Genomic DNA, 16882 nt, shown 5'->3' on the forward strand with positions numbered 1-16882 from the left:
CATTCAGGCCGGCTGGGTGGCGTCGGGCAGCGGCAGGGCGCCTTCCTCGATGCGCCGACCCAGCAGCTGGCGATACTGTGCCGGGTCCTTCGGTGTCAGGCTGTGAGCGGGCGGGTCCACGTAGACCACCAGCAGGCGCGACAGCCAATAGCGCAGCGCGGTCATGCGCAGCATGCTCGGCCACAGACGGCGTTCGTCAGCGTTCAGTGGGCGCTCGGCCAGATAGGCGCCGAGCAGGGCGTCATAACGCGCCTGATCCAGACGGCCATCGTCGTTGGAGCACCAGTCATTGACCAGAATCGACAGATCGAAGATCAGGTCGCCGGTGCAGCCGTTGTAGAAGTCGATGATGCCGCCGAGACGATCGCCGTCGAACAGGGTGTTGTCGCGGAACAGGTCGCCGTGCAGCGCGCCCTGCGGCAGCTCGACACCACTGAAGACGTCTTCGCAGACATCGATCTCGTCGGCCATCAGCGCCTGGTCTTCCGGGCTCAGATACGCTAGCACCTTGTGGTGCATCGGCTTGATCCAGTGCAGGTCACGGGTGTTGGGGCGGTGGCCGGTGAAGTGCTGCGAGACGGCATGCATGCGCCCCAGCGCCGCGCCGATCTCGCGGCACTGGGCCACGTTGGGAGAGACCGGCCAGTTGCCCGGCATGCGCGGGAACAGCAACGCCGGCTTGCCTGCCAGTACCTTGAGCGCCTGGCCGTCGCGATCGTGCAGCGGGCCGGGCACCGGCAGCTGGTGCCCGGCGAGGAAGTCGAGCAGCTCGACGAAGAAGGGCAGTTCCGCATGTTCGCCCTGCTCGAACAGGGTCAGCACCATCTCGCGGCGGTCGGTGGTGACGAAGAAGGTCGAGTTCTCGGTGCCGTGGGCGACATCTTCAAGCGATGTCAGCGTGCCTGCATCGTACTCTGCCAGAAATTCTGCGACCTGAGCCTCGCTCAGGGGGGTAAAGACTGCCATGGGTGACTCTTCTCGCCGAAATGTGTCCGCCCCATCAGTGGCGCGCCGCTGGACCGACGCGGCGGCAATGCGCTGACAGGAGTTGTTGTAGGTATGCAGGAAGGATGCCTTCACGCCCGGGGGGCAAGAGATATGCCGCGGGCGCGATGCCTGTCACTGCTGGCTCAGCTGTCGCGTGAACCAGATGCCGAGCTTATCACTTTTTCAGTGCCCAGCCGGGTACCTTGAGCTGGCTGGCACTGGTGACGCTGGACTTGATGAAGTTGCCGTTGCCGTCACTGTCGAGCAGGAAGAACGGCTTGCCGCCCCGGGGGATGATCTCGATGGCGTACAGATGGCCATTGACGCGGTATTCGCGCAGCTGGCGATCATCCTGCTGACGACTGGTGATCTGCGGCTTGGGGGCCTCGCTCTCGGCGACGGCCAGCGGCGCACTCAGGGCGGTGATGGCCAGCAGCAGCCCGGTAGCCAGCAGCGTGGGCAGACGCAGCAGGGAGGACGGGACAAGGGAAGCAGTCGTGCGCATGAGAAATCTCCTGGACGCAAGGTGCGGTGCGCGGAAGTGCTGAAGGCGGGCGATGCGGCGTGATACCCGATGCCTGCCTGATGGGCGCAGTTTACGACTCTTGCCGGTGGCATGCACGATTTCGCTGAGCGCGAGCCAGGCGCGCAGGCCATGTCGTGACTGTGCCTCGCCGCAGCCCTTGCGTATCATGACAGCCATAGATGCCGAGAGAGTTTCGGCCCCGACTCTGCTTGCCCCAAGCTCACCCTTCAGCCTACGGATGCGACTGCTCATGGCCGCCACGCCGATCGTTCTCGTCGATGGATCTTCCTACCTCTATCGTGCCTTTCACGCCCTGCCGCCGCTGACCACCTCCAAGGGCCTGCCCACCGGTGCGGTGAAGGGCGTGATCAACATGCTCAAGAGCCTGATCCGCCAGTACCCGGACAGCCCCATGGCGGTAGTGTTCGACGCCAAGGGCAAGACCTTCCGCGACGACATGTACCCCGAGTACAAGGCCCAGCGTCCACCGATGCCCGATGATCTGCGCCTGCAGGTCGAGCCGCTGCATGCCTGCGTGCGCGCCCTGGGCCTGCCGCTATTGTGTGTGGAAGGTGTCGAGGCCGATGACGTCATCGGGACTCTTGCACGACTGGCCACCGAGGCCGGGCGTGATGCCGTCATCTCCACCGGCGACAAGGACATGGCCCAGCTGGTGAACGAGCACATCACGCTGGTCAACACCATGAAGAACGAGACGCTGGACGTGGACGGCGTCACCGAGAAGTTCGGCATTCCGCCCAATCTGATCATCGATTTTCTCGCGCTGATGGGCGACAAGGTCGACAACATCCCCGGCGTGCCGGGCGTGGGCGAGAAGACCGCACTGGGCCTGCTGCAGGGCATGGGCGGCGGTCTTGACACCATCTACGGTGACCTCGATCGCATCAAGACGCTCAGCTTCCGCGGCGCCAAGACCCTGGCCAAGAAGATGGAAGCGCACCGCGAGGATGCCTATCTCTCCTATCGTCTCGCCACCATCAAGCTGGATTGCGAGCTGGAGCATGGCCTGGATGACCTCGCCATCGCCGCGCCGGACACCGCCGCGCTGGTGGAGCTCTACCGCGAGATGGAGTTCAAGGCCTGGCTGAAGGAGCTGCTGGAAGGCGGCGACATGGCGGCCACGCCGCACGCCGACGAGAAGGACAGCGGTGTCGCCGGTGCTGATCTGTTCGGCGACAGCATCGCGCCGGTCGCGGACAAGGCCTCCGCCAAGGGCAAGGCCGCCGCTGCACCGACGCCTGAGCTGGACGCGGCGGGTGACGAGGACGAGATGCCCGAGGCGCTGCCGCCGCGTGAGGAGCGCAACTACCGCGCCATCACCGAGCAGGCCGAGCTGGACGCGTGGCTGGAGCGTGTGCGCAGCAGCACCTCGCTGTGCTTCGACCTCGAGACCACCAGCCTCAACTACATGGAAGCCGAGATCGTCGGCATCGGCATGGCGCTGGAGGTCGGCGAGGCCGTCTACATTCCCGTCGCCCACAGCTATCTGGATGCCCCCGCGCAGCTGGACCGCAAGGCCGTGCTGGAGGCGCTGACGCCGATTCTGGCCGATGGCGCCATCACCAAGATCGGCCAGAACCTCAAGTACGACATCGAGGTGCTGGCGCGCTATGACATCGCGGTGGCCGGTCCGCTGGCCGACACCATGCTGATGTCCTACGTGCTCAACTCCACCGCGACCCGTCACGACATGGACTCGCTGGCGCTCAAGTACCTGGGCGAGAGCACCATCAGCTTCACCGACATCGCCGGCAAGGGCGCCAAGCAGCTGACGTTCGACCAGATCGCGCTGGAAGAGGCGATGCCGTATGCCTGCGAGGATGTCGACATCACCCTGCGCCTCGCCGCGCTGCTGATGCCGCGCATCGAGAAATTGGGGCGTCTGGGTGAGGTGCTGCGTGATTACGAATATCCGCTGATTCCGGTACTGGCGCGCATCGAGCGCAACGGCGTCGCGATCGACCCCGAGCGCCTGCACGCCCAGACGCGTGAGCTGACCGAGCAGATCCACGACATCGAGAAGCAGGCCTTCGAGCTGGCGGGCCGCGAGTTCAACCTCTCCTCACCCAAGCAGCTGGGCGAGATCCTCTTCGAGGAGCAGAAGCTGCCGGTCAAGAAGAAGACCCCCAAGGGCGCGCCGTCCACCGCCGAAGCCGTGCTTGAGGAGCTGGCGCTGGACTACCCGCTGCCCAAGCTGATCATGCGTCACCGTGGCATGACCAAGCTCAAGAGCACCTATACCGACAAGCTGCCGCAGCTGGTCAACCCGACCACGCGCCGCCTGCACACCAGCTACCATCAGGCCGTCACCGCCACCGGGCGTCTGTCGTCTTCCGATCCGAATCTGCAGAACATCCCGGTGCGCAGCGAGGAGGGCCGTCGCATTCGTCAGGCCTTCATTGCACGCCCCGGCTATCGCATCGTCGCGGCGGATTACTCGCAGATCGAGCTGCGCATCATGGCGCACCTCTCCGGTGACAAGGGGCTGCTCTCGGCCTTCGCCGACAACCGTGACGTGCACGCCGCCACCGCCGCGGAAGTCTTCGGCACCGAGGAATCGCGTGTCAGCAGTGACCAGCGTCGCAGCGCCAAGGCCATCAACTTCGGGCTGATCTACGGCATGTCCGCCTGGGGCCTCTCGCGTCAGCTGGATATCGACCCCGGCCAGGCCAAGACCTATATCGAGCGCTACTTCGAGCGCTATCCGGGCGTCGCCACCTATATGGAAGACACTCGCCATCTCGCCGCCGAGCAGGGCTATGTCGAGACCATCTTCGGTCGTCGTCTCTACCTGCCGGAAATCGGCTCGCGCAATCACGCGCGCCGTGCTGCCGCCGAGCGCACCGCCATCAACGCCCCGATGCAAGGCAGCGCCGCCGACATCATCAAGCGCGCCATGATCGACGTGGACGCCTGGCTGGCGGGCAATGACGGTGACAAGGCGTACGACGCCATGATGGTCATGCAGGTACACGATGAACTCGTCTTCGAAGTCGCCGAAGCGCAGGTCGAAGACTTCATGAAAGACGTCGCCCAGCGCATGCAGAACGCCGCCTCTCTCGACGTCCCGCTGCTCGTCGAAGTCGAGCAAGGCGACAACTGGGAAGAAGCGCATTAAATATTTGTTTGATTTGCATGTTGATATTGTGGCATGAGTTTGTCAGGTAAATAATGCAAGCATCTTTTTGTCAGAAGGTGAGATGCTTGTATTTTTATTCATTCTCTTCATAGAATAGTGCCATACGCCCCCCTACTGAAGGACAAACTCTTGCATATTCTACTGGGGGCGTAAATAATGTAGATGGTGGTTCAATTCTGTGGATGCCTTTTTCTTTGTGATAAATTAGCACTAGGCAAAATAAACCAGCTGCTGCATTCAGTGTGTTTTTCAAATTTGCTTCATAGTAGTAGCTGCTCCTTTCATGTTTTACATTATTATGGCATGACCACCAAAGAGGTGATGTATTATTTTTCCAGTTGTCCCAAGGGGTTAATGCTAACGAGTAACGTGGTATTGTAATTTCCATGCTTTCGAGAAATGGATAATTCTCTCTTAATTCTGACCTATAGCCTATGATGTTTCCTGCTTTGGAGTTTGAGTTTTTTATTTGGCAAATTAGCTTGGATAAGACATCAACTTCTGAACAGCACGCTAAAAGTATGTTTGTTAGCTCTGTGGAGTAAGTTTTATAATTGTCTTCTGTGAATTCTATATATCTTGCTAGATTCTCAATATCAGATTCTAGGGCAAGAAAATAATTCCAGTGTAGTAACCGTTCGCCTTCTAAAATACCCATTCCTTTCTCTCTCTTGATTTTTATTTAGGATATAAGTCTGGGTGATGCTGAGCGATATTTTATACATTAAAAGATTTGTCGGTTGACTTGGTCTTTGTATACCTTACTCCCTGTAGATTAGCCTATTTTTTTATCTTGATATCTAATTTTGGAGTACTACGACCACTGGCTACGTTGATCCTTGGCGGGGGTAGGCCGATGCTGTGAATGGTGTCCGGTTTTCCGGACGCTGGCCGCGGAATGGCGCGGCACACAACAATCAGATCCGGCGGGTGTGGTGGCAGAGGGATACGGCTACCCACGATGACCGGACACGCCAAGGGAGAGCCGATCATGGCTCAGCAGATGCCAGTGTCAGGCGCGGCGGGTGGAGCGAAGGCGGCTGCCCCGCTGCGCAATGATTCACCTGCCACCTCGATTCATGTCGAGCGGGCGCGTCGCGAGTTGCTGCGAGCCGCGATGGATGCGGTGGAGGAGTGGGTGGTGGTGGTAGATGTCCAGGGCGGTATCCAGTTTCTGAATGCGCCCTATGCCGAGTTTCTCGGGGTGGAGGCCAGCGAGGTGCTGGGGCGCGATGTCAGCGAGGTGATCGAGAACACCCGCATGCACGAGGTGCTGGAAAGCGGCCGCGCGGAGCTGGCCCAGCTGCAGTTGATTCGTGGCCACCACATGATTGCCCACCGTTACCCCATCTTCCGCGATGGTGCGCTGATCGGTGCCATCGGCTCGGTGCTCTATCACGACACCTGGGAATGGCGGCAGGTGAATGCTCAGGTCCAGGCGCTGGAAGCGGAGGTGGACTATTACCGTCAGGCGCTGGAAACCCCCAACGGCGCGCGCTGGCAGCTGAGTGACATCATCGGGGATTCGCCCGCCATGCGCGAGCTGGCCTGCAAGGTGCGCAAGATCGCCCCCGGCGGCGCCTCGGTGTTGATCCGTGGCGAGTCCGGCACCGGCAAGGAGCTATATGCCCATGCGTTGCACCGCAGCTCGGCGCGCGCCAAGGGGCCCTTCATCAAGCTCAACTGCGCGGCGATTCCCGAAGCGCTGCTGGAAGCGGAGCTGTTCGGCTATGAGGAAGGCGCCTTCACCGGCGCCAGGCGCGGCGGCAAGCCGGGCAAGTTCCAGCTCGCGGATGGTGGCACCCTGTTTCTCGATGAGGTCGGTGACATGCCGCTGGCGATGCAGGCCAAGCTGCTGCGCGTGCTGCAGGACCGCGAGGTCGAGGCCGTCGGCGCGACACGGCTGGTCAGTGTCGATGTGCGAGTCATCGCCGCCACGCATCGCCCGCTGGAAGCGCTGGTCGAGAGCGGCGAATTCCGTGAAGACCTCTTCTATCGCATCAACGTGGTGCCACTGCAGGTACCGCCGCTGCGCGAGCGCCGCGATGACCTGCCGACCCTGGCCACGCATCTGCTGTCACGCCTGGCGCGCCGCAGTGGCCGCCGCCCGCCGATGCTCTCCGAAGCCGCCCTCGAGCGCCTGTGCGCGCATCATTGGCCAGGCAACGTGCGCGAGCTGGAAAACGTCCTCGAAGCCGCCTTCTATCTCGGCGGCAGCCATATCCAACCGACCGATCTGCCGGATGCCATCGGTGCCCGGCATGGCGATGCCCGGCATGGCGATGCGCGGCATGCCGTTACCCATCAAAGCGACTTGTCCACAGCCGCTTCAGCGCCCGAGTCGTCCACAACTGCTCGGGAAGCGCACACGACGCCGGCCACGCTGCGTGAGGCGATGGCCCGTGCGGAGCGCCAGTTGATCGAGGATGCGCTGCGCGCCGCCGAGGGCAATCGCACCCGCGCCGCCCGTCAGCTCGGCATCGCCAAGTCCTCGCTCTACGAGAAGCTCAACCGGCATGGGCTGTTGGCCGAAACGCCCTGATCGAGGGGCATGTCACCTTCCCACCACGCATAAGTGGTCAAAGCGTCCGGAAATTCGGTCAGTGACCGGAATTCCGGACGCTGCGCGTTTCACACCACCCCACGTCGTGCCTACCCGCATGGGGTCTGCATTCCTCTATCGGCATATTCGACTGGAGTCGTAGACAGAATGCATGTCAGCGCGCGACCTTGGTCGCAGCCTTGGCGATCTGAGTGTCCGGCTTTCCGGACGCTGTCGCGAGCCGACACTGCCGCGCAAGGCGCAGTGAGTCGCCTCGCGCGGGCCTTGCTCTCGTAGCTCTCTGAAATCATTGACGTTGTTGTGGCGTGGTCAGGCGCTTGCGTTGTCGGTGGGTAAGTTGACGTAAGCGTCATCTTGCAATGTGGCTCATGTCCAGCAAGCCACAAGCCGTACGACCAGCGAGCACAACAACAAATCAGGGAGCCGCACCATGTCGCAACACGCCACGCCACATACTTCAGCGTCACACCTGTCGACGCCGACCCGCCGCCTGCGCCTCGGAGCTGCCATTGCGGCGGCCGTGGCCACCACTACCTTGATGGCCGCCGCGCCAGCTCAGGCGGAAGGGCCGAAACAGCTCGACGTCGCCAGTACCTTCTCGACCAAGAACTTCCTCGGTGCCGGTGCCGTGCGCCTGTCCGAGGAACTCAAGAGCGCCACCGGCGGTGAAGTCGGCCTGCGCGTGCACGAGCCGGGCGATCTCGTGCCAGCCTTCGAAGTCTTCAACTCCGTGTCTTCCGGTGCGGTACAGGCCGGTTGGGACTGGATGGGCTACTGGGCCGGCACGGTGCCGATCACCAACCTCTACGGCGCACTGCCGTTCGGTCCGAGCCCGGAAGCCTTCATGTCCTGGATGTGGGCCGGTGAGGGTACCGAGCTGGTTCAGGCCGCCTACGACCCCTACGGCGTGAAGGTGCTGCCGTGCTTCATCTCTCCGCAGGAGACGGGCGGCTGGTACAACAAGGAAATCAACTCGCCGGAGGACTTCAAGGGCCTGTCGATGCGCATCTCCGGCCTCGGCGCCAAGGTGCTCAACAAGCTGGGCGCCTCGACCCAGCTGGTGCCGGGCAGCGAGATCTACCTCGCGCTGGAGCGTGGCCGTGTCGATGCCACCGAGTTCTCGGTGCCGCAGGTCGATCAAGCGATGGGCTTCAATGAAGTCGCCAAGTACTACTACTTCCCGGGTTGGCACCAGAGCGCCAGCTGGTTCTCGCTGCTGATCAACCAGCAGGTGTGGGACAGCTACAGCGATGAGCGCAAGGCGCAGTTCCAGACCGCCTGCCGCGCGACCCTGCAGTGGGCGATGGCCGAAGCGCCGCCGGCTCAGGTGCGGGCAATCCATGAGCTCGAAGAGAAGGGGGTCGAGGTCAAGCGCTTCCCGGAGCCGGTGATGACCGCGCTGCAGGAAGCCTGGGGGGAGGTGCTGGCCGAAGAGAAGCAGACCAATCCGGACTTCGCCAAGGCCTATGACTCGCTGATGAAGCACGCGGCCCTGATCGACGAATGGTACAAGCTGCAGGCCATGCCGCAGCCGATGGCCATGAAGGATGATGGGGGCAGCGCACAATGACCGACCCCCGCCTTGCGCCCTGGCGGGCACAGGGCGGGGCGGTGTGTGGCGCCCTGGGCCGACCGCTGGTCGGCCTGGGGCTGTGGGTGGGTCGCTGGACCAGCTGGTTGGGTCTGGCGATCATCCTGGCCGTGCTCACCACCGTCACGCTCAACGCCCTGGGCATCAATGAGATCGCCAACTGGGGGTCGCCCGATGTGCTGCTGTTCGGCACCGCGATCACCATCAATTCCGTCACCGAGTTGCAGTGGCACCTGTTCGGTATCCTCACGCTCTTCGGTGGCACCTACGCCCTGCACAGCGACACGCATGTGCGGGTCGATCTGTTCTACCAGCGTCTCTCGCCGCGCGGACGCGCCGTGGTCGATATCCTCGGCCACCTCATCATGCTGATTCCCTTCTGCCTGCTGATCGCCTGGCTGTCCAAGCACTTCGTCACCATGTCCTACATGTCCGGCGAGAAGTCCAACTACGGCGGGCTGGTGGACCGCTACCTGATCAAGGCGATGCTGCCGGCGGGGCTGGTGTTTCTCGCCCTCGGCGCGCTGGGGCAGATCTTCGAGAATCTGGCCTGCCTGTTCGACCCGGCGCGCACTCCTGAGCGCCTGAAGGACCACGAGATTGCCAGTCTGTCCGGCCTTGCACCTCAGTCAGGCGCGATGCAGGACACCGCAGCACATGAGACGGCCGGCACGACGGCACCCAAGAGTCCTGCAGACGGGAGCCATGACGATGCTCGCTGAATACGCCTTGCCCATCACCATGGTGGTGGCACTTCTGATCGGTATCTTCTCCGGCTATCCGGTGGCCTTCCTGCTCGGCGGGTTGGGTATCCTGTTCGCCTTCATCGGTGATATTCCGCTGCCGTTTCTCGGCACCGTCGGCTCGCGCATCTTCGGCGGCGTGATCGAGAACTGGCTGCTGATCGCGATTCCGCTATTCGTGTTCATGGGGCTGATGCTGGAAAGCTCCGGCGTGGCGCGCAATCTGTTGATGACGTTGCAGCGCCTGTTCGGTCGCGTGCATGGCGGTCTGGCCGTCTCGGTGGCACTGCTGGGCGTGGTGATGGCGGCCAGTACCGGCATCATCGGCGCCTCGGTAGTCATGCTGGGCCTGCTGGCGCTGCCGGTGATGCTGGGGCAGGGCTACAAGGCCGAGATGGCCTGTGGCGTGATCGCGGCCTCCGGCACCCTGGGTATCCTGATTCCGCCCTCGATCATGCTGGTGCTGATGGGCTCCATCCTGCAGATCTCGGTGGGGGCGCTGTTCAAGGCGGCGCTGATTCCGGGGTTGATGCTCGGCGCGCTCTACGTGGCCTATCTGCTGATCACCGCCAAGCTGCGTCCTGACTGGGCACCGCTGCCGGATCAGTCGCTGCTCGGCACCGACAAGACACCGCTGCCGCTGGCGCTGCTGCGGGATCTGCTCGGCCCGATGGTGCTGATCGTCGCGGTGCTGGGCTCGATCATGACCGGTATCGCCACGCCCACCGAGGCCGCGGCCATCGGCGCGGGCGGCAGTCTGCTGCTGGCGCTGGTGATGGGCGGGCTGTCCTTCTCCACCCTGCGCAACACGCTCAGGGACACCTCGCGCACCAGCGCGATGATCCTGTTCGTCGTCATCGGCGCGACCTGCTTCTCGGTGGTCTTCAAGCGCCTGGGCGGTGACTACCTGATCGAGGATGTCATCACCGGCACCGGCCTTGGCCCCTACGGCCTGCTGTTGCTGCTGATGGGGCTGATCTTCGTGCTTGGCTTCTTCCTCGAGTGGATCGAGATCAGCTTCGTGGTGCTGCCGCTGGTGGCGCCGGTGGTCGAGGCGCTGGACTTCGGGCTCGGGCTTTCCGGCCAGGGGCTGCTGGTGTGGTTCGCGATTCTGGTCGCCATCAACCTGCAGACGAGTTTCCTGACGCCACCCTTCGGCTATGCGCTGTTCTACCTCAAGGGCATCACCGCCGGGCAGGTGTCCATCGGCACGATCTATCGCTCGATTCTGCCCTTCGTCGGCCTGCAGCTGGCGGGGCTGGTGCTGTGCATGCTGTTCCCGGCGCTGGTGCTGTGGTTGCCGGGGCTGATGCCATGAGTGCCGTCTGCCGTGCCGTCTACCACGATAGGGAAGTGGTGTGTGCGGCGAGTGCGTGATCGCTGGAGCGAGCTATCAGGGAGAACGAGATGCTGCCACGACGCAGGGTATTGATCGCGGGGCAGGGGGAGTGGCTGGAGGCCATGCAAGGCGGCGCTGATTCCGGGGCTGATGCTCGGCGCGCTCTACGTCGCCTATCTGCTGATCACCGCCAAGCTGCGCCCGGACTGGGCACCGCTGCCGGACCAGTCGCTGCTCGGCACCGACAAGACACCGCTGCCGCTGGCATTGTTGCGTGACCTGCTCGGCCCGATGGTGCTGATCGTCGCGGTGCTGGGCTCGATCATGACCGGTATCGCCACGCCCACCGAGGCCGCGGCCATCGGCGCGGGCGGCAGTCTGCTGCTGGCGTTGGTGATGGGCGGGCTGTCCTTTGACACCCTGCGCAACACGCTGCGCGATACCTCGCGTACCAGCGCGATGATCCTGTTCGTCGTCATCGGCGCGACCTGCTTCTCGGTGGTCTTCAAGCTACCTGATCGAGGATGTCATCACCGGCACCGGCCTTGGCCCCTACGGCCTGCTGTTGCTGCTGATGGGGCTGATCTTCGTGCTTGGCTTCTTCCTCGAGTGGATCGAGATCAGCTTCGTGGTGCTGCCGCTGGTGGCGCCGGTGGTCGAGGCGCTGGACTTCGGGCTCGGGCTTTCCGGCCAGGGGCTGCTGGTGTGGTTCGCGATTCTGGTCGCCATCAACCTGCAGACGAGTTTCCTGACGCCACCCTTCGGCTATGCGCTGTTCTACCTCAAGGGCATCACCGCCGGGCAGGTGTCCATCGGCACGATCTATCGCTCGATTCTGCCCTTCGTCGGCCTGCAGCTGGCGGGGCTGGTGCTGTGCATGCTGTTCCCGGCGCTGGTGCTGTGGTTGCCGGGGCTGATGCCATGAGTGCCGTCTGCCGTGCCGTCTACCACGATAGGGAAGTGGTGTGTGCGGCGAGTGCGTGATCGCTGGAGCGAGCTATCAGGGAGAACGAGATGCTGCCACGACGCAGGGTATTGATCGCGGGGCAGGGGGAGTGGCTGGAGGCCATGGCGCGCACCTTTCTGGAAGATGGCGCCATCATCGCCCTGATGGGCATCGCCCAGGCGGACCTCGAGCGGGTGCTGGATGCCCTGGGCGGTGAGCAGTCGGACCGTTTCGGCCAGGTGGTCGGCGAGGGCTGCTTTGAGACACTGGTGGCGCGTCTCGGGCGTCTCGATGTGCTGGTCTGCATGCCGCCGCAGGCCGTGGCCGGACAGTCGCTGGAAGCCTGTCTGGTCGCGCAGGTCGCCGGGCCCGGCGCGCTGCTCAAGGCGGCCTGTGCGCGCATGCTGCGTCACGGCGGCCGTCTGCTGGCCGTGGCGCCACCGCTGTCCTCGCCGCTGCTCTCGCAGGAGCCTCATGGCACTGCCATGGCGCAGGCGGCACTGGGGGAATTGATCCAGCGTCTCGCATCACGTGCCCCTGACAAGGTGCGCGCCAATCTGCTGTGCCCCGAGGGCAGCCGACCGGACGCCGTGGCAGAGTGCGCGCGTTTTCTGGCCGGTGGTGCCGGGCGGGCGCTCAACGGGCAGGTGCTGCATCTGAGCGATTGATCGCCTGTCATGCGACAAGACGCGGCCGTGGCAATCAATGCCACGGCCGCGTCTTGTCGTCTGCTGGTCTGACATATGGCCAATTTCATCAAGTATTCGTCCAATATCATCAATCCACACGGTCGATAGAGGCATAAGGTAAAGGGGATATATACCTGACCAGCCTCTGTGAGCGGGCACCTGCCAGACATTACCCTCGTGCCGCTCCCCCGCCGTGGAGACCCTCAAGTGCCCAGCACCCTGCCTTCCGTCTGTCTGCAAGATCATGGACAACAACTGCACCTGAGTCATGCCGAGGGCGATCTGACCCTCGAGGCGCTCTGGCTGCGCGAGCGGAATCCTGATGACGCGACACTTGATCCCCTGACCGGCCAGCGCCTGATCGAAGCGGCGGACCTGCCGCTGGAGCTGAACCTGAGCGAGGCGCAACTGGACGGCGATACGCTGTCGCTGGCCTTCAGTGACGGCCATGCGACGAGCTTCTCGCTGGCGTCGCTGCTGGCGGAATGTCGAGCGCCGCAGGCCTATGAGGACATGACCTTCTGGAAGGGGGATCTATCCCGGCTGCCCGAGACGGACTTCGGGGCGGCGCTGGAAGATGACGCAGCTCTGCTGGACATGCTCACGCAGTTGCAGCGCTTCGGCTTCGTGAGGGTCAGTGGCGTGCCGAACACGGAAGATGGCATGCAGAGCCTGATCCATCGCATCGGGCCGTTGCGACGCACCAACTGGGGCGGTATCGCTGACGTGAAATCCGTCGCCAATGCCTATGACCTGACCATGACCCAGCGCGGGCTGGAACCGCACACCGACAATCCCTACCGCGACCCGATTCCCGGCTATATCTGGCTGCACTGTCTGTGCAATGCCGGTATCGGCGGCGACAGCACGCTGGTGGATGGCTTCAGTGCCGCCGAGCACCTGCGCCGCGAAGACCCCGAGGCCTTCGCCTGCCTGACAGAAGTCACGCCCGGTTTCCGCTATCACGACGCGACCACGCGCCTGGAGAGCGAGGGTCCGCTGATCGAGCTGGACAGCCGTGGTCAGGTGGTCCGGGTACGTTTCTCCAACCGTACCGAGCGGGTGCCGGCGCTGCCGAGCGCGACACTGCGCCGTTACTACGCGGCCCGTCAGGCGTTCTACCGCCTGATTTCCGGTGACGACTTCACGCTGCACCTCAAGCTGGCGCCGGGCCAGATGCTGATCATGGACAACTACCGCTTGTTCCATGGTCGCAGTGCCTTCCAGCTGGAAGGCGGTGTCCGGCATATGCGTCAGGGTTACGTGGACCGCGATTCCACCGCTAGCCGGCGTCTGCTGCTGGCCGATCAGCTCAGCGGTCAGCCGGACATCAAGGAGGAGGCCAGCGCATGAGTCAGCAAGATAATGTTCCGATGACCCAGGCTCGCTTCCGCAGTTTCGAGGAAAGCACGCACGCCGAGTGGGCGCTGATCGATGCGCGCTTCCGGGACTACCAGTCCGACGCCTGTCGGCGCGTGCTCGAACACCTGGGGCGTCTCAAGGGCGATCATCACGGCTACCCGGTGGACCGCTACGAACACTGCCTGCAGACCGCCACCCGCGCACTGCGCGCCGGCGCCGATGAGGAGATGGTGGTCTGCGCGCTGCTGCATGACATCGGTGATGACCTCGCGCCGGCCAATCATGCCGAGATCGCCGCCGGTATCCTCGAGCCGTTCATCGACCCGCTCAATACCTGGATGATTCGTCATCACGAGCTGTTCCAGGGCTATCACTACCGCGAATTCTTCGGGCAGGACCGCCACGCCCGCGAGGCCCATGCCGGGCATCCTGCCTATGAACGTACCGTGCGCTTCTGCGACGAATGGGACCAGACCAGCTTCGACCCCGAATACGACACCCTGCCGCTTGAGCATTTCATCCCGATGCTTGCGCGCGTGATGGCACGCGAACCTTTCGGTGGCCTGCCGGAACTGGTGTCTGCGTCCCCGGCTGAAGCCCCCGCGCAAGACATGTAAGACCCCGCCTGGCACTCCCCATTGGCACTCACGACAACAAGGCCCGGCTCGACCGGTGCTGACAAGGAACGACAAGATGAAGCGACCCCTGACCTGCCTGACATCCTCTCCGATGTGCGGTGCTCGCCGTGGACTCGTCACGCTCGGCGCATTGCTGCTCAGTACGGCAACGCTGGCGGCCCCTGCCCAGGACAAGGACGACACCCTGACACTCATCGTGCCGCCCTGGCCTGGTGTCACCGTCAAGAGCGAGATCGTCGCCCGGATTCTCGCCCCGCTGGGGTATGACGTGGAGCGACAGGAAGTCAGTTCCACCGTCGGCTACAACACCCTGACCACCGGCGACAGCGACGCCTTCCTCGCCGGCTGGCTGCCAGCCCAGCAGGACAGCTACGACGCGGCCATGGCGGCCGGGGCGATCACGGATCTCGGCAACAACGTCACCGGTGCCCGGATGGGCTTCGCGGTGCCGGGCTATGTCTATGACGCGGGTATCCACAGTGCGGCGGACCTGGCCGCCCATGCCGATGAATTCGATGAGACCATCTACTCCATCGAAAGTGGCTCCACCATCAGCGACATGCTCAATGGCGCCATCGACGATGATGTCTATGGCCTGGGTGACTGGGATGCGATGGAATCCTCGACGCCGGGCATGCTCAGCGAGGTGCGTGCCGCCCAGCGCGAGCAACGCTGGATCGCCTTCTACGGCTGGACACCGCACTGGATGGTGCCGGAATTCGACACCCATATCCTGGAAGACCCGGAATCGGTATTCGGCCCCGACAATGGCGCCAGTGACGTCAAGACCGTCGTGCGCACCGCCTACGCCGAAGCCAATCCCAACCTGACACGCTTTCTCGATCAGCTGGTCTTCAGCTCCGAGGAGCAGAGCGACTTCATCCTCGAATACAGCCTGAAGGAGCGTGACCTCGATGAGGTGGCGCGCGACTGGCTGGCTGCCCACCCGGACCGGCTGGCGGAGTTTCTGGATGGCGTGACCACGCGCGAGGGGGAGGATGCCGTCGCTGCCGTGAAGGCCAGCCTGCAGGACTGATAACGCCACTCTATCGCGATGACCTATTGCGATGACCTATCGCGATGACAACACGGGGCGAGGGCTGCAAGGGCTCCGCCCCGTGTTGCGTTGCTGCGTCGCTCATGGGGCGCGCACGCCATGGCGAGTCCGCCATTCGCCCAACCTCAGGCGCGGGATGAGGCAAAGTGGAACGTCTCTTGCTATACAACTGTATCAATAGGCTTTCGCGTGATCGCTGTACTCGCAGCCTGACGCGGTGAGGCTGGCGTCTTCCAGCCATCGCCGGCCTGACCAGAGAGCCTCAGGGTGCACCGTGATGGTGCCCCGTGCCGATACAGGCTGCACGATCGCCCATCCATCGCCACCCACTCGTGAGTCGCTGATGACTATCTCTTCCTCGAAGGTATCTCCCATGAACCGCTCGATGACCGTAGACAGCACAGGCATCTCCCCATCGCAGACAACGAATGACATGGCCCCGGGTCGGCCAATGGCTCCCGCTTCCTCACGTGTCGTCGTGGAGGCCAACCATATCGTCAAGCATTACGGTGATCTGGCCGTGCTGCACGACATCTCCTTGCGTGTGAAGGAAGGCACCGTCACCACCATCATCGGCGCCAGCGGCTCCGGCAAGAGCACCTTGCTGCGTTGCATGAATCTGCTCGAACGCCCCGACGGGGGAGAGCTCTCGATCGCCGATGAGCATGTGCGCTTCCAGCGCGACAGCCGTGGCGGCCTCGTGGGCCTGGATCGGCGTCAGATCCAGCGGCTGCGTACCAAGGTCACCATGGTCTTCCAGCAGTTCAACCTCTGGCCGCACCTGACCGTGCTCGGCAATGTTACCGAGGCGCCGATGCGCGTGAAGGGCATGTCGCGGCGCGAGGCGACGCGCATCGCGGAGCATTATCTGGAGCGCGTCGGCATGCTGGAGCGCGCCGATACCTATCCGGCCTTTCTCTCCGGTGGTCAGCAGCAGCGGGTCGCGATCGCGCGTGCGCTGGCGATGGAGCCACGCGTGCTGCTCTTCGATGAGCCGACCTCGGCACTGGACCCGGAGCGCGTCAGTGAAGTGCTCAGCGTCATCAGAAGCCTCGCCGACGAAGGCCGCACCATGCTGATGGTGACGCATGAGATGGCCTTCGCCAGAGAGGTCTCCGACCAGATCGTGTTCCTCGATGAGGGCAGGGTGGGCGTGGCCGGAAGTCCCGAGGAGGTCTTCGAGCGAACCACGCACGAGCGCTGCCGCCGCTTCATCGCCCCGGCGGCCTGAGCTTCCCCGTAGCACTTCCCCTCTTGTCGCACCCCGTCATGGATCTCCTC

14 protein-coding genes and 1 pseudogene are annotated in these 16882 nt (G+C 63.4%); 12 read left to right on the forward strand and 3 right to left on the reverse strand.

Annotated elements, in window-relative coordinates; translation table 11 throughout:
- Positions 1-3: 3 nt before the first annotated feature.
- Together CDPAHKCJ_RS09645 and CDPAHKCJ_RS09650 are read right to left on the reverse strand one after the other, a co-directional pair.
- Positions 4-966 (reverse strand): homoserine kinase, encoded by a 963-nt coding sequence (locus tag CDPAHKCJ_RS09645; RefSeq protein ID WP_166019627.1) that lies wholly within the window; start codon positions 964-966, stop codon positions 4-6.
- A 196-nt stretch (positions 967-1162) separates the two neighbouring features.
- Complete coding sequence (locus tag CDPAHKCJ_RS09650; protein WP_166019628.1) at positions 1163-1492, reverse strand: DUF2782 domain-containing protein; 330 nt, start codon at positions 1490-1492, stop codon at positions 1163-1165.
- A gap of 271 nt (positions 1493-1763) precedes the next feature.
- Between CDPAHKCJ_RS09650 and polA the strand changes: the two genes are divergently transcribed.
- Positions 1764-4652 (forward strand): DNA polymerase I, encoded by a 2889-nt coding sequence (polA, locus tag CDPAHKCJ_RS09655; RefSeq protein WP_166019629.1) that lies wholly within the window; start codon positions 1764-1766, stop codon positions 4650-4652.
- 94 nt (positions 4653-4746) lie between these two features.
- On the opposite strand, the gene CDPAHKCJ_RS09660 is transcribed toward polA, so the two are convergent.
- Positions 4747-5331: a hypothetical protein gene (locus CDPAHKCJ_RS09660; RefSeq protein WP_166019630.1), complete on the reverse strand. Its 585-nt coding sequence runs from the start codon at positions 5329-5331 to the stop codon at positions 4747-4749.
- Positions 5332-5664: 333 nt separating this feature from the next.
- Here CDPAHKCJ_RS09660 and CDPAHKCJ_RS09665 point away from each other — a divergent pair, with 333 nt between their 5' ends.
- The 11 genes and pseudogenes from CDPAHKCJ_RS09665 to CDPAHKCJ_RS09710 all read left to right on the forward strand — a co-directional run bounded on the left by CDPAHKCJ_RS09665 (position 5665) and on the right by CDPAHKCJ_RS09710 (position 16832).
- Entirely contained in the window at positions 5665-7215 is a 1551-nt protein-coding gene (locus CDPAHKCJ_RS09665; protein WP_240916746.1) for a sigma 54-interacting transcriptional regulator, read from the forward strand.
- Between the two features lie 451 nt (positions 7216-7666).
- Positions 7667-8806 (forward strand): TRAP transporter substrate-binding protein, encoded by a 1140-nt coding sequence (locus CDPAHKCJ_RS09670; protein ID WP_240916747.1) that lies wholly within the window; start codon positions 7667-7669, stop codon positions 8804-8806.
- On the forward strand, positions 8803-9549 hold the full coding sequence (locus tag CDPAHKCJ_RS09675) for a TRAP transporter small permease subunit (protein ID WP_166019631.1): 747 nt from the start codon (positions 8803-8805) through the stop codon (positions 9547-9549). The genes CDPAHKCJ_RS09670 and CDPAHKCJ_RS09675 overlap by 4 nt, the downstream gene beginning before the upstream one ends.
- On the forward strand, positions 9539-10888 hold the full coding sequence (locus tag CDPAHKCJ_RS09680; RefSeq protein WP_166019632.1) for a TRAP transporter large permease subunit: 1350 nt from the start codon (positions 9539-9541) through the stop codon (positions 10886-10888). Before CDPAHKCJ_RS09675 ends, CDPAHKCJ_RS09680 begins: the two co-directional genes overlap by 11 nt.
- Positions 10889-11059: 171 nt before the next feature.
- A pseudogene (locus CDPAHKCJ_RS13480) lies at positions 11060-11359 on the forward strand (TRAP transporter large permease subunit); the annotation flags it as partial.
- A 124-nt stretch (positions 11360-11483) separates the two neighbouring features.
- Positions 11484-11834, forward strand: a complete 351-nt coding sequence (locus tag CDPAHKCJ_RS13485) for a TRAP transporter large permease subunit (RefSeq protein WP_277343456.1) — start codon at positions 11484-11486, stop codon at positions 11832-11834.
- 89 nt (positions 11835-11923) lie between these two features.
- Positions 11924-12523, forward strand: coding sequence for an SDR family oxidoreductase (locus CDPAHKCJ_RS09690; RefSeq protein WP_166019633.1), 600 nt, complete (start codon positions 11924-11926; stop codon positions 12521-12523).
- Positions 12524-12799: 276 nt separating this feature from the next.
- Positions 12800-13897 carry a TauD/TfdA family dioxygenase gene (locus CDPAHKCJ_RS09695; protein ID WP_240916769.1) on the forward strand — a complete coding sequence of 366 codons (1098 nt, stop codon included), beginning with the start codon at positions 12800-12802 and terminating at the stop codon, positions 13895-13897.
- A 20-nt stretch (positions 13898-13917) separates the two neighbouring features.
- Entirely contained in the window at positions 13918-14523 is a 606-nt protein-coding gene (locus CDPAHKCJ_RS09700) for an HD domain-containing protein (protein WP_166019885.1), read from the forward strand.
- 76 nt (positions 14524-14599) lie between these two features.
- A complete protein-coding gene (locus CDPAHKCJ_RS09705; protein WP_240916748.1) occupies positions 14600-15580 on the forward strand; it encodes an ABC transporter substrate-binding protein in 981 nt (326 codons plus the stop codon).
- 472 nt (positions 15581-16052) lie between these two features.
- The gene (locus CDPAHKCJ_RS09710; protein ID WP_166019634.1) at positions 16053-16832 is read left to right on the forward strand and encodes an amino acid ABC transporter ATP-binding protein; all 780 of its coding nucleotides are present in this window, start codon (positions 16053-16055) and stop codon (positions 16830-16832) included.
- Positions 16833-16882 lie beyond the last annotated feature (50 nt).

The sequence above is a fragment of the Cobetia sp. MB87 genome (genome assembly GCF_011319755.1).
In the GTDB taxonomy this organism is placed as follows: Bacteria; Pseudomonadota; Gammaproteobacteria; order Pseudomonadales; family Halomonadaceae; genus Cobetia.